At 69.6% G+C, this 13617-nt stretch carries 5 protein-coding genes, 1 tRNA gene and 1 rRNA gene; 6 read left to right on the forward strand and 1 reads right to left on the reverse strand.

The annotated features are described in order from the left end of the window. The 3 genes from rrf to ACZ5Y0_RS15565 form a co-directional block, all read left to right on the forward strand. A 5S ribosomal RNA gene (gene rrf, locus ACZ5Y0_RS15555) occupies positions 1 to 92 on the forward strand; the annotation flags it as partial. A 114-nt stretch (positions 93 to 206) separates the two neighbouring features. After that, entirely contained in the window at positions 207 to 869 is a 663-nt protein-coding gene (locus ACZ5Y0_RS15560; RefSeq protein WP_469129422.1) for a DegT/DnrJ/EryC1/StrS family aminotransferase, read from the forward strand. 75 nt (positions 870 to 944) lie between these two features. After that, a tRNA-Thr gene (locus ACZ5Y0_RS15565) sits at positions 945 to 1020 on the forward strand. A 56-nt stretch (positions 1021 to 1076) separates the two neighbouring features. Here ACZ5Y0_RS15565 and ACZ5Y0_RS15570 read toward each other — a convergent pair. Further along, positions 1077 to 3818 (reverse strand): SpoIIE family protein phosphatase, encoded by a 2742-nt coding sequence (locus ACZ5Y0_RS15570; protein WP_469129191.1) that lies wholly within the window; start codon positions 3816 to 3818, stop codon positions 1077 to 1079. 325 nt (positions 3819 to 4143) lie between these two features. On the opposite strand from ACZ5Y0_RS15570, the gene ACZ5Y0_RS15575 reads away from it, so the two are divergent. The 3 genes from ACZ5Y0_RS15575 to ACZ5Y0_RS15585 all read left to right on the forward strand — a co-directional run bounded on the left by ACZ5Y0_RS15575 (position 4144) and on the right by ACZ5Y0_RS15585 (position 13417). Next, positions 4144 to 9612, forward strand: coding sequence for a HAMP domain-containing protein (locus tag ACZ5Y0_RS15575; protein ID WP_469129192.1), 5469 nt, complete (start codon positions 4144 to 4146; stop codon positions 9610 to 9612). A gap of 242 nt (positions 9613 to 9854) precedes the next feature. Further along, positions 9855 to 10541, forward strand: a complete 687-nt coding sequence (locus tag ACZ5Y0_RS15580) for a response regulator (RefSeq protein WP_469129193.1) — start codon at positions 9855 to 9857, stop codon at positions 10539 to 10541. Between the two features lie 155 nt (positions 10542 to 10696). After that, positions 10697 to 13417, forward strand: coding sequence for a DNA translocase FtsK (locus tag ACZ5Y0_RS15585; protein ID WP_469129194.1), 2721 nt, complete (start codon positions 10697 to 10699; stop codon positions 13415 to 13417). Positions 13418 to 13617 lie beyond the last annotated feature (200 nt).

Raw genomic sequence — 13617 nt, forward strand, 5'->3', positions numbered from 1 at the left:
CGCCCGGTTACATTCCGAACCCGGAAGCTAAGCCTTACAGCGCCGATGGTACTGCAGGGGGGACCCTGTGGGAGAGTAGGACGCCGCCGAACAATTTTTTAAAGGGTTGGGTCCCGAACTTCGGTTCGGGGCCCAACCCTTTTTTGTTTCCCGTCACTTGACGTTCATGTCCCGGGTCCAGCATCCACAGCATGGGTACTGCCGCAATGCTCAGGGCCGCAGGTGTCGGAGTCGGTGACGAGGTCATCGTGCCGGCCTTCGGGAACATCGAAGTAGCCGAGGCGGTCAGCCGCGCTGGTGCGCTTCCCGCCTTCGCCGATGTGGATCCGGTGACCTACTGCCTCGACACCGTCGCCGTCGAAGCAGCCATAACTCCGCGCACGGCCGCCGTCGTTGCCGTACACCGGTTCGGGCGGCCGGTCGATGTCGGGCGGCTGCACCAAGTCGGGCAACGGCATGGGCTGCTGGTGCTGGAACAGGCGGAGTCCGGAGCGCCCTACGACGAAGTGGCGCAGCGGCGGGAGCGGGCCGCCTATCTCGACGCACGGTTGCGCGGGGTGCGAACGCCCGACGGTGGTGACGGGCACACCTACCAGCAGTACGTGGTGCGGGTCCCCGGGAACGGGCGGCCCGACCGTGACGCGTTCGCACGCGCCTTGCGTGGCAGGGGTGTTGACTGCCGGGTGCCGGTGAAGACTCCGCTGTACCGGCTGCCCGAGTTCCGGCGCCACGTGTCATTGCCGGAGACCGAGCTGGCTGCCGACGAGACGCTGGCGTTGCCGGTGGACGCCTCACTGACGAAGCGGGACATGCAACGGATCGTGTCCGCGTGCAATGCGCTGGGAGGGCTGCTTCAACCCGCCCTCTGACCGAGTTTGGGAACAGGGCTCCGTTCAGGGTATGATCTATTCCGTTGCCGCGGGGGAAACCCCGACAAGTAACTGGCCCCCATAGCTCAGTCGGCAGAGCGTCTCCATGGTAAGGAGAAGGTCAACGGTTCGATTCCGTTTGGGGGCTCCACGAAACGAATCCCCCCGCCCTTCTGGGCGGGGGGATTCGTTGTAATGGGTCCCTCCTCACGCCACGCGCATCGCGAGGATGGCCATGTCGTCGGACGGGGCGTCCGACGCGAAGCGTTCCACCGCACGCATGATGCGGGCCGCAACCGCGCCGGCCGTGAGACCCGTGCAGGTGGTGAGCACGTCGGCGAGGCCGTCGTCGCCCAGCATGCGGGTGCCCTCCCGACGTTCGGTGACGCCGTCCGTGACACAGAGCAGGACATCGCCCGGGTCGAGGGTGACCGACTGCTCGTACAGCTCCAGGTCGTCCATGACGCCCAGGAGCGGCTGCGGTTCGGCGGCCGGCTCGACGGTGCCGTCCTGGCGCAGACGGAGCGGGAGGGGGTGGCCGGCGCAGACCACCTTCAGCTCCGCGCTGCCGTCGGGCTGCGGGCGCATCTCGCCGTAGAGGAGGGTCAGGAAGCGGCTGCGGTCGCCCTCGTCCAGGATGGCGGAGTTGAGCCGCTCCAGGACGGCCGGACCGCTGAGACCCTCCCTCGCCAACAGGCGGAGGGCGTGGCGGGCGAGGCCCGTCACCGCCGCCGCGTGCGGGCCGGTTCCGCAGACGTCGCCGATGGCGAAGCCGTAGGCGCCGTCGCTGATCGGGAAGAGGTCGTAGAAGTCGCCGCCGACCTCGTTGCCCTCGCCGGCCGCGCGGTAGATGACCTCGACCTCGACTCCGTCGATGTCGGGGAGTTCCGGGGGCAGGAGGCTGCGCTGGAGGGACTGGCTGATGGCCGTGCGCTCGGAATAGAGGCGGGCGTTGTCGAGCGCGAGGGCCGCTCTGCGGCTCAGATCCTCGGCCAGTTCCAGGATCTCCTGGCGGAAGTGCTCGTCGGTGGGCTTGCCGAGCGTCAGCATGCCGATGACGCGGTTGCGGGCGACCAGCGGGAGGACGACGGTCTCGCCGCCCACCGCGGACGCCGTGGCGAGGGTGGGGCCGATGCCCGAGGACATCTGGTGGGTGGATCCGCCGGTAAGGCCCAGGCTGCGCATCGAGCTGCGCAGGGCCGCGTCGTGCGCAGCCTCGCCGGGGGCCGACCAGACGCGGGCGCCCGGGGTGGGTACCGGGTCCGGCGGGGCGATCTTCGAGAGCAGCGCCTTGATGCCGTCGATGAGTTCCTCGTCCTCGTGCAGCACGTACGACAGATACGGGTCGGAGGCCTGGTCGGCGATCGTGTAGACCGCGCACCAGGTGGCCAGCGTCGGGACCGTCATCTGAGCCATCAGTGCCAGGGTCTGGTCACGGTCGAGGGTGCCGGCCAGCAGGTCGGAGGCCTCGACGAGGAAGCTGAGGGAGCCGCGGCGCAGCCGTTCCAGCTCGCCCAGGCGGGCCGACTCGACGGCCAGCGCGATGCGGTCCGCGGCGAACTGGAGGCGCAGCGCCTCCTCGTTGGAGTAGCGGCCGGGGCCCTCGGCGGCGACGCCCAGGGAACCGGTGAGGCGGCCCTCGACCTTCAGCGGGACCGTGACGACCGAGCGCATGCCCGTGCCGTTGAGGAGGGGAACCGCGCCGGGGACGGCGAGGAGGTCCTCGTGGACGGCCGGCATGCGGGCGGAACCGTAGCGGCCGGGGCCGGCCTCGACGGGGACACGGGCGAAGCGCTGGCGGGCGGACGGCAGGCCCGTGGAGGCGCGGACCTCCAGCTCCGTCTCGTCGTCCGTCGCCAGGAGGAGGAAGGCGGAGTCGCCGTCGAGCATGTCGCGGGCGCGTTCCACCGTGCGCTGGAGAAGGCCGTCGAGGTCGTCGGGCGCGGGGGAGCCGATGAAGACCTCGAACGGGTCCGTGCTCTGGCCGTCGGCGGGGCCGGTGTCGGTGGCGGGGACGCGCGTCGGTGACTGGAGGACGGCCCGTTCATGATCGCGGACGAGGAGGCAGACCGTGGAGGGGTCGCCGTCGGTGTCACGGACCCGCAGGTGGGACGCGTACACCGGGGTCACGCGGCCGTTCGCGCCGCGGATGCCGTAGCTGCCCTCCCAGCGGGAGAGCTGGAGGGCCTCGACGATGCCGGTGCTGGTGCCGGGCGTGTGCGGCCAGGCCGCGAGGTCGGTGAGGGGCTTGCCGGTGACCTGGTCGGCCGGGTAGCCGAAGAGTTCCTCGGCGTCCTCGTTCCAGGCCGAGATGGCGCCGGTGCGGTCGATCTGGACGACGGCGACGCGGACGCGGCTGTCGGCGAGCGGCAGGAGGTGCGCGGGGAGGGCGGGGCCGGCCGAGCGGGTGCCCACCGGGCGGTCGGGCAGATCGAGCTGGAACCAGACGGTCTTGCGCGTGGGCGTGTAGTCGACGCCCCAGCGGGCGGCGATGGCCGCGCACAGCTGGAGGCCTCGGCCGCCCTCACGGTCGGGGCTGCCCATGGTGGCGAGGGAGCCCTGGAGGGGGATCTCGCGCTCCGGGTAGTGGTCGGCGACCTCGATCCGTACGCCGTCCTCCTGCCGTAGGCACTGGAGGTCGGCGTGCGTGCCCGCGTGGACGACGGCGTTCGTGACCAGTTCGCTCGTGAGGACGACGGCGTCGTCGACGATGTCGGCGAAACCCCAGCCGTGGAGGGTGTCGCGGACGAACGCGCGGGCGGTCGCGACGGATCGCCCGACGGGCTCGAAGCTGGCAGCCGCGCGCGCGGTGATCACAGAACTCCTCGGCCGGTCGTCGACGTGCTGGGCTTCTCCCCGGCTGTCCTGCTCCCGTCGCAGCTGCGGCGGAGGCGTGTTCGTGGGCCGGGGGTCCGGGGGCTGTCCCCCCGGGATCAGTCCGGTGGTCATGTGTGCGGCCGCCCCTCCGATGCCCGCTCGTTCTCGTGCCACCGCCCAGGCCGGACGAACCGGCGCGGCTGGACAGCCGCATGCAAGGTTACTTACCTTCCCCGTCCCTGCGGATGCCGGTCAGCGGTGTTTCCGCCTCAGGGTGTGCGGACGGTGTGCGAAAGCTGCCGAACTGTTATGGCCGGGTTCGACGGGGGTGAAACACTGGGCAGGCTTCTTGCGAAGGTCCGGCAGACTGGATGTCTTGTGTGTTCGCCGGGCAGCAGCCCATGGCCTGCCTGATTACATCGGCAGTACGACGGTCGACCCCTCCGGGAGGGACAACGTGGAGTCTGGCGCAGCGACGCGGGGCACGAAGGCGCGCGCGAAAGGCGGACAGACCCTGAGCAGGCAGCGCTCACCCCGAGGCGGGACCACGACGGTGGACACGGCGGCCCTGGATCGGCTGCTGGCCGCCCTGGTCTCGATGCGGGAGGGGAACTTCCGCAAGCGGCTCACGGTGTCCGGCGACGGCGTGATGTCGGAGATCGCGGCCGTCTTCAACGAGGTGGCCGACCGTAATCTGCATCTCACGGGCGAGCTGTCGCGGGTACGGCGCATGGTCGGACGTGAGGGGAAGCTCACCGAGCGGCTGGAGACGGGAGCCTGTGAAGGCTCCTGGGCGGCCGCCATCGACAATTCCAACGCGCTGGTCGACGACCTCGTACGACCGGTCTCCGAGGTCGGGCGGGTGCTGTCGGCGGTGGCCGAGGGTGATCTGTCGCCGCGGATGGAGCTGCGGGCGCACACCCCGGAAGGGGCGGGGCACCCGCTGCGCGGGGAGTTCCTGAAGGTCGGGCGGACGGTCAACAACCTGGTCGACCAGTTGTCGACGTTCACCGACGAGGTCACCCGCGTGGCCAGTGAGGTGGGCACCGAGGGCAAGCTGGGCGGACAGGCCCAGGTGCGCGGTATGTCCGGTTCGTGGAAGGACCTGACGGAGTCCGTCAACACGATGGCCGAGCGGTTGACGGCTCAGGTGCGCGACATCGCGCTGGTGACGACGGCGGTGGCCAAGGGGGACCTGTCACGCAAGGTCACCGTGCATGTCGAAGGCGAGATGCTGGAGCTGAAAAACACCGTCAACACGATGGTGGACCAGCTCTCGGCGTTCTCGTCCGAGGTGACGCGGGTGGCCCGCGAGGTGGGCACCGAGGGCATTCTCGGCGGCCAGGCGCGGGTGTCAGGCGTCGACGGTGTGTGGAAGGAACTCACCGACTCGGTGAACACCATGGCCGGCAACCTCACGGCCCAGGTGCGCGGCATCGCGGAGGTCACCACGGCGGTCGCCAACGGCGATCTGTCGCAGAAGGTGACGGTGTCGGCGCGCGGCGAGGTCGCGCAGCTCGCCGACACGATCAACCAGATGACCGAGACCCTGCGGACCTTCGCGGACGAGGTCACGCGTGTGGCCAACGAGGTCGGTGCGGCGGGGCAGCTGGGCGGTCAGGCGAACGTGCCGGGCGCGGCCGGGACGTGGAAGGACCTCACCGACTCGGTCAACACGGTGTTCCGGAACCTCACGACGCAGGTGCGGGACATCGCCGCGGTGACGACGGCGGTGGCCAACGGTGATCTGTCGCAGAAGGTCACGGTGGACGTGGCCGGCGAGATGCTGGAACTGAAGAACACCGTCAACGGGATGGTCGACCAGTTGTCGGCCTTCGGTGCCGAGGTCACGCGGGTGGCGCGGGAGATCGGTGTCGAGGGTGAGCTGGGCGGTCAGGCGCAGGTGTCGGGCGCGGCCGGGACCTGGAAGGACCTGACGGACTCCGTCAACACGGCGTTCAGGAATCTCACCGGACAGGTGAGGAACATCGCCCAGGTGACGACGGCGGTGGCCAACGGTGATCTGTCGCAGAAGGTCACCGTGGACGTGTCCGGCGAGATGGCCCAGCTGAAGAACACCGTCAACACGATGGTGGACCAGCTGTCGTCGTTCGCCGACCAGGTCACCCGGATGGCGCGGGACGTGGGCACGGAGGGCCGGCTCGGCGGACAGGCACGCGTGGACGGCGTGTCCGGGACGTGGAAGGAACTCACCGACTCCGTCAACTCGATGGCGGGGAACCTGACGTCGCAGGTGCGCAACATCGCTCAGGTGACGACGGCCGTGGCCCGGGGCGACCTCTCCCAGAAGATCGACGTCGACGCGCGCGGGGAGATCCTCGAGCTGAAGAACACCATCAACACGATGGTCGACCAGCTCTCCGCGTTCGCCGACCAGGTGACCCGGGTGGCGCGCGAGGTGGGCACCGCCGGGCAGCTCGGCGGCCAGGCGCAGGTGCCGGGGGTCGCCGGTGTGTGGCGGGACCTGACGGACTCGGTGAACGGCATGGCCGGCAACCTCACCGCTCAGGTGCGCAACATCGCCCAGGTCGCCACCGCAGTGGCCCGCGGTGACCTGTCCCAGAAGATCACCGTGGACGCGCGCGGGGAGATCCTGGAACTGAAGAACACCCTGAACACGATGGTCGACCAGCTGTCGTCGTTCGCCCAGGAGGTCACGCGCGTGGCCCGCGAGGTGGGTACGGAGGGGCAGCTCGGCGGCCAGGCGGAGGTGCAGGGTGTCTCCGGCACCTGGAAGGACCTCACGCAGTCCGTGAACTTCATGGCGAACAACCTGACCATCCAGGTGCGTCAGATCGCCGAGGTCACCACCGCCGTCGCCAAGGGCGATCTGTCGAAGAAGATCACCGTTGACGCCAAGGGCGAGATCCTGGAACTCGTCACCACCGTGAACACGATGGTGGACCAGCTGTCGTCGTTCGCCGAGCAGGTGACCCGGGTGGCCCGCGAGGTGGGCACCGAGGGCATCCTGGGCGGCCAGGCGCACGTGCCGGGCATCACGGGCATCTGGAAGGACCTCAGCGGCAACGTCAACCTGATGGCCAAGAACCTGACGATGCAGGTGCGCAACATCTCCCAGGTCGCGGCCGCCGTCGCCAACGGCGACCTGACGCGGCAGGTGACGATCGAGGCGCGCGGTGAGGTCGCGCAGCTCGCCGACACCATCAACACCATGGTGAAGACGCTGAGTTCGTTCGCCGAGCAGGTCACCAAGGTGGCCCGTGAGGTGGGCACGGACGGCATCCTCGGCGGGCAGGCGCACGTACCGGGTGTGGCGGGCACGTGGAAGGACCTCACCGAATCGGTGAACCAGATGGCGTCCAACCTGACCGGTCAGGTGCGCAACATCGCCATGGTCACTACGGCCATCGCCAAGGGCGATCTGACGAAGAAGATCGACATCGACGCGCGCGGGGAGATCCTGGAGCTGAAGACGACCATCAACACGATGGTCGACCAGCTGTCGTCGTTCGCCGAGGAAGTCACCCGGGTCGCCCGTGAGGTGGGCACCGAGGGGCAGCTCGGCGGTCAGGCACGCGTGCGTGACGTCGACGGCACCTGGCGGGACCTCACCGAGTCGGTGAACGAGATGGCCGGGAACCTGACCCGGCAGGTGCGGGCCATCGCGCGCGTGGCGACCGCGGTGACGCGAGGCGACCTGAACCTGAAGATCGACGTGGACGCGTCCGGAGAGATCCAGGAACTCCAGGACTACATCAACAAGATGATCGCCAACCTGCGCGACACCACGATCGCCAACAAGGAGCAGGACTGGCTCAAGGGCAACCTCGCGCGCGTGTCCGCGTTGATGCAGGGCCGACGCGATCTGGAGGACGTGGCCTCACTGATCATGAGTGAGCTGCCGCCGCTGGTGGCCGCGCAGCACGGCGCGTTCTTCCTGGCGATGCCGCCGGCCGACGGCGCGGAGGACCACTACGATCTGCGGATGCTGGGCTCGTACGGCTATTCGATGGGGTCCATGCCGACCTCGTTCCGGCCGGGTGAGGCGCTGGTGGGCACGGCGGCCGAGGAGAAGCGGACGATTCTCGTCTCCAACGCGCCGAGCGGCTATCTGAAGATCTCCTCGGGGCTCGGGGAGGCACCGCCCGCACAGGTGATCGTGCTGCCGGTGCTGTTCGAGGGCAAGGTGCTCGGGGTGATCGAGCTGGCGTCCTTCACACCGTTCACGCAGATCCAGAAGGACTTCCTCAACCAGCTCGCCGAGATGATCGCGACCAGCGTCAACACCATCTCCGTCAACACCAAGACGGAGCAGCTGCTGAAGCAGTCGCAGGAGCTGACCGAGCAGCTGCGGGAGCGGTCGGCGGAGTTGGAGCAGCGGCAGAAGGCCCTCCAGGCGTCCAACGCGGAACTGGAGGAGAAGGCCGAGCTGCTGGCCCGGCAGAACCGGGACATCGAGGTGAAGAACACCGAGATCGAGGAGGCGCGGCAGGTTCTGGAGGAGCGGGCCGAGCAGCTCGCGGTGTCGATGCGCTACAAGAGCGAGTTCCTCGCCAACATGTCGCACGAACTGCGTACGCCGCTCAACTCGCTGCTGATTCTGGCCAAGCTGCTCGCCGACAACGCCGAGGGGAACCTCTCGCCGAAGCAGGTGGAGTTCGCCGAGACGATCCACGGGGCCGGTTCCGACCTGCTCCAGCTGATCAACGACATTCTCGATCTGTCGAAGGTCGAGGCGGGCAAGATGGACGTCTCCCCGACGCGCATCGCGCTCGTGCAGCTCGTGGACTACGTGGAGGCCACCTTCCGGCCGCTCACCGCGGAGAAGGGCCTGGACCTGTCCGTGCGGGTGTCGCCGGAGCTGCCGGCCACATTGCACACCGACGAGCAGCGGCTCCTCCAGGTGCTGCGCAACCTGCTGTCCAACGCGGTGAAGTTCACCGACTCCGGCTCGGTGGAGCTGGTCATCCGGCCGGCCGGGGCGGAGGTACCGGTGGCGATCCGGGAGCAGTTGCTGGAGGCCGGTTCGCTGGCCGACGCGGACGCTGCGCTCATCGCGTTCTCGGTGACCGACACCGGCATCGGGATCGCGGCCAGCAAGATGCGGGTGATCTTCGAGGCGTTCAAGCAGGCCGACGGCACCACCAGCCGCAAGTACGGCGGTACGGGCCTCGGACTGTCGATCTCGCGGGAGATCGCGCAGCTGCTCGGCGGTGAGATCCACGCCCAGAGCGAGCCGGGGCGCGGTTCCACGTTCACGCTGTATCTGCCGCTGCACCCGAGCGAGCTGCCGCCGCAGGGATACCAGCAGGTCGTGCCCCAGCTGGAGGCCGGGGACCTGGTGGCCTCCGAGAACGGGATGCGCGAGCGGTCGGAGCTGTCCGGGCAGCAGATCCAGACGCCGTCCGAGGTGAGGTCGTACCAGGACACGCAGAACGGTCCGGCGGCCCTGTTCCGGCGTCGGCGCCGCTCGGCGGCCGGCGGCGAGCCGCAGGTCGGGCGGCCCGAGCAGTGGGCTCCCGTGCGGCAGGAGGCGGCGCCGCAGCAGGGGCCCCGCGGCATCCGGTTCGGCGGCGAGAAGGTGCTGATCGTCGACGACGACATCCGCAATGTGTTCGCGCTGACGAGCGTCCTGGAGCAGCACGGGCTGTCGGTGCTGTACGCGGAGAACGGCCGCGAGGGCATCGAGGTCCTGGAGCAGCACGAGGACGTGGCGGTCGTCCTGATGGACATCATGATGCCGGAGATGGACGGGTACGCGACGACCACGGCGATCCGCCGGATGCCGCAGTTCTCCGGGCTGCCGATCATCGCGCTCACCGCGAAGGCGATGAAGGGCGACCGGGAGAAGGCGATCGAGTCGGGTGCCTCCGACTACGTCACCAAGCCCGTCGACCCCGATCACCTGCTGGCGGTGATGGAGCAGTGGATGCGTGAGGAGTGAGGGGAACTCTCGGAAGCGCGAGGAGTTGCTGACGCACGGTGTCCGAGGCGTGTAGCGGAAGGGAATTCGGGGAACCTTCTGGTCTTCCGCTGCGTTCCTGCTACGTGCACGGTGACATCACGGTGACAGGGTGTGGCGGCGGTCGGGGTGCGGCTACCATGACCGGCACAAGGAAGGGCGGCGCAAAGGAGTCGTCCCCAGGGGCGGCGCCCGGTGCACTGCCGGGGCGAGGAGGGCGGGCCATGGTGCAGAAGGCCAAGATCCTCCTGGTCGATGACCGGCCGGAGAATCTGCTGGCGCTGGAGGCGATCCTCTCGGCGCTCGATCAGACGCTGGTGCGGGCATCGTCCGGGGAAGAGGCGCTCAAAGCATTGCTGACGGACGACTTCGCGGTCATCCTGCTGGACGTCCAGATGCCGGGCATGGACGGTTTCGAGACGGCCGCGCACATCAAGCGGCGAGAGCGGACTCGGGACATCCCGATCATCTTCCTCACGGCGATCAACCACGGCCCGCACCACACCTTCCGCGGATACGCGGCGGGGGCGGTGGACTACATCTCCAAGCCGTTCGACCCGTGGGTGCTGCGCGCGAAGGTCTCCGTCTTCGTCGAGCTGTACATGAAGAACTGCCAGCTCCGGGAGCAGGCGTCCCTGTTGCGGCTCCAGTTGGAGGGTGGCGCGGGCAAGGAGTCGGCAGGCGGTGCGAAGGAGTCGGCCGGGCTGCTGGCCGAGCTGTCCGCACGGCTCGCGGCCGTCGAGGAGCAGGCCGAGGCCCTGTCCAAGCAGCTCGACGACGAGTCGGCGGACGCGGCGGCGGTGGCCACGGCGGCACATCTGGAGCGCAAACTCACCGGTCTGCGCCGGGCGCTGGACGCGCTGGAGCCGGGCACCGGGGGCGGCCCGCCTCCGGTGACGTCGCCGAACTGAGGGGGCACCGGCACGTGCCGCGTCCGCCGTCGTGCGTGAGCATGTGTCACCCGTGCGGGGGCGCGCGTCAGTTCCGCGCCTCCTCGAAAGCGACACGAACGGGTGAAGCAGCGGTCACACGTGTCCGCTGTCGTCTCCCCCGGTAACCTCACACCATGGCCTCACGTCCCTCCGCAGCCAAGAAGCAGCCCGCCAAGAAGGCGATCGCTCCCGCGAAGGCTCCGGCGAAGAAGGCCGCCGCCAAAAGGGCCCCGGCGAAGAAGGTGCCCGCCCGGAAAGCCGCGGTCCCCAAGCCCGCGCCCAGGCCTGCCCCCAGTCCCACCGGAGGCGTCTACCGGCTCGTCCGCGCCGTCTGGCTGGGCCTGGCGCACGCCGTCGGCGCCGTCTTCCGCGGCATAGGGAGCGGGGCCAAGAACCTCGATCCCGCCCACCGCAAGGACGGCGTCGCGCTGCTGCTGCTCGGCGTCGCGCTGATCGTCGCCGCGGGGACCTGGGCCGACCTGCGCGGCCCGGTCGGCGATCTCGTCGAGATCCTGGTGACCGGCTCCTTCGGCCGGCTCGACCTGATCGCGCCGATCCTGCTCGCCGTCATCGCCGTCCGGTTCATCCGGCACCCGGAGCAGCCCGAGGCCAACGGCCGCATCGTGATCGGTCTGTCCGCGCTGCTCATCGGCGTGCTGGGGCAGGTCCACATCGCCTGCGGATCGCCCGCCCGCAGCGACGGCATGCAGGCGATAAGGGACGCCGGTGGCCTGATCGGCTGGTCCGCGGCGACCCCCCTGACGTACGCCATGGGCGAGGTTCTCGCCGTACCGCTGCTCGTCCTGCTCACCGTCTTCGGGCTGCTGGTGGTCACCGCCACGCCCGTCAACGCCATCCCGCAGCGGCTGCGGCAGCTCGGCGTGCGCCTCGGCGTGCTGTACGACCCGTCGGCCGAGGAGTACGAGGAGTTCGGCGACGACGAGGCGCGTTACGACGAGCAGTGGCGCGAGGCGCTGCCCGCGCGCCCCCGGCGCCGCTCCGCCGCCCCCGAGGCGTACGACGCCGACGGCGCGGAGCAGGAGGCCCTCACCCGGCGCCGCGGCCGGCCCCGGCGCTCCGCGGTGCCGCAGCCCGCGATGGACCGGCAGAGGGACGCCGTCGACGTCGCGGCGGCCGCCGCGGCCGATCTCGACGGGGCCGTCCTGCACGGCATGCCGCCCTCCCGGATCGTCGCGGACCTCACCCAGGGCGTGAGCGTCGGCGACCGCGAGTCCACCACGCCGACGCCCGTGCCGGCCCCGGCTTCGCGCCCGGTGCAGGAGAAGGCCAAGACCGCCGTCGTCCCCGACCTGACCAAGTCGGCTCCCGAGGTGCCGCGCGAGCTGCCGCCGCGCGCCGAGCAGCTCCAGCTGTCCGGCGACATCACCTACGCGCTGCCCTCGCTGGACCTTCTCACCCGCGGCGGCCCCGGCAAGGTGCGCAGCGCCGCCAACGACGCGGTGGTCGCCTCGCTGACCAACGTCTTCTCGGAGTTCAAGGTCGACGCCGCCGTCACCGGCTTCACCCGCGGCCCGACGGTCACGCGCTACGAGGTCGAACTCGGCCCCGCCGTGAAGGTCGAGCGGATCACCGCCCTGACCAAGAACATCGCGTACGCCGTCGCCAGCCCGGACGTGCGGATCATCTCGCCGATCCCGGGCAAGTCGGCGGTCGGCATCGAGATCCCGAACACCGACCGCGAGATGGTCAACCTCGGCGACGTGCTCAGGCTGGCCGAGTCCGCCGAGGACGACGATCCGATGCTGGTCGCCTTCGGCAAGGACGTCGAGGGCGGCTATGTCATGCACTCGCTGGCGAAGATGCCGCACATACTGGTCGCCGGCGCCACCGGTTCCGGCAAGTCGTCCTGCATCAACTGCCTGATCACCTCGGTCATGATGCGGGCGACCCCGGAGGACGTCCGGATGATCCTGGTCGACCCCAAGCGGGTCGAGCTGACCGCCTACGAAGGCATCCCGCACCTGATCACGCCCATCATCACCAACCCGAAGCGCGCGGCCGAGGCGCTCCAGTGGGTCGTACGCGAGATGGACCTCCGGTACGACGACCTGGCGGCCTACGGCTACCGGCACATCGACGACTTCAACCGCGCGGTGCGGGAGGGGACCGTCAAGAAGCCCGAGGGCAGTGAGCGGGAGCTTCAGCCGTACCCGTATCTGCTGGTGATCGTCGACGAGCTGGCCGACCTGATGATGGTCGCGCCGCGGGACGTCGAGGACTCGATCGTGCGGATCACGCAGCTGGCGCGCGCGGCCGGCATCCATCTGGTGCTGGCCACGCAGCGGCCGTCGGTGGACGTGGTGACCGGTCTGATCAAGGCGAACGTGCCGTCGCGGCTGGCGTTCGCCACCTCCTCGCTGGCCGACTCGCGGGTCATCCTCGACCAGCCCGGTGCCGAGAAGCTGATCGGCAAGGGTGACGGACTGTTCCTGCCGATGGGTGCGAACAAGCCGACGCGTATGCAGGGCGCGTTCGTCACCGAGGCCGAGGTCGCGGTGGTCGTGCAGCACTGCAAGGACCAGATGGCGCCCGTCTTCCGGGACGACGTCACCGTGGGCACCAAGCAGAAGAAGGAGATCGACGAGGACATCGGCGACGACCTCGACCTGCTCTGCCAGGCGGCCGAGCTGGTCGTCTCCACCCAGTTCGGGTCGACCTCCATGCTCCAGCGCAAGCTGCGCGTCGGCTTCGCCAAGGCCGGCCGGCTGATGGACCTCATGGAGTCGCGGAACATCGTCGGCCCGAGCGAGGGTTCGAAGGCACGTGACGTTCTGGTGAAACCCGACGAGTTGGACGGAGTGCTCGCCGTGATTCGCGGGGAGTCTGAAGAGTAGGCGTTTCCCCGTGGGGTCGGCGGGCGTCCGTGACGCACCCGTTAGGCAGCGGCGGGCAACCGTTTCCCCTCGTCGTACGTCAAGTTGGGCGAGAGGACAGGTGGGGGGTCCCGACCCTGGGAGTCGCACCTGACCCGTCATCGGCGTGTCCGGCCATTCCGATGGCGTACAAAGTCCTACCGCCCGGTTGCCCCTCCCTT

It is taken from the genome of Streptomyces sp. NPDC033216 (genome assembly GCF_055577115.1).

Excerpts from the sequence above, each read along its gene's own strand:
- ACZ5Y0_RS15560 (WP_469129422.1), top strand. The coding sequence starts at position 207 with ATGCTCAGGGCCGCAGGTGTCGGAGTCGGTGACGAGGTCATCGTGCCG.
- ACZ5Y0_RS15570 (WP_469129191.1), bottom strand. The coding sequence starts at position 3,818 with ATGACCACCGGACTGATCCCGGGGGGACAGCCCCCGGACCCCCGGCCC.
- ACZ5Y0_RS15580 (WP_469129193.1), top strand. The coding sequence starts at position 9,855 with ATGGTGCAGAAGGCCAAGATCCTCCTGGTCGATGACCGGCCGGAGAAT.
- ACZ5Y0_RS15585 (WP_469129194.1), top strand. The coding sequence starts at position 10,697 with ATGGCCTCACGTCCCTCCGCAGCCAAGAAGCAGCCCGCCAAGAAGGCG.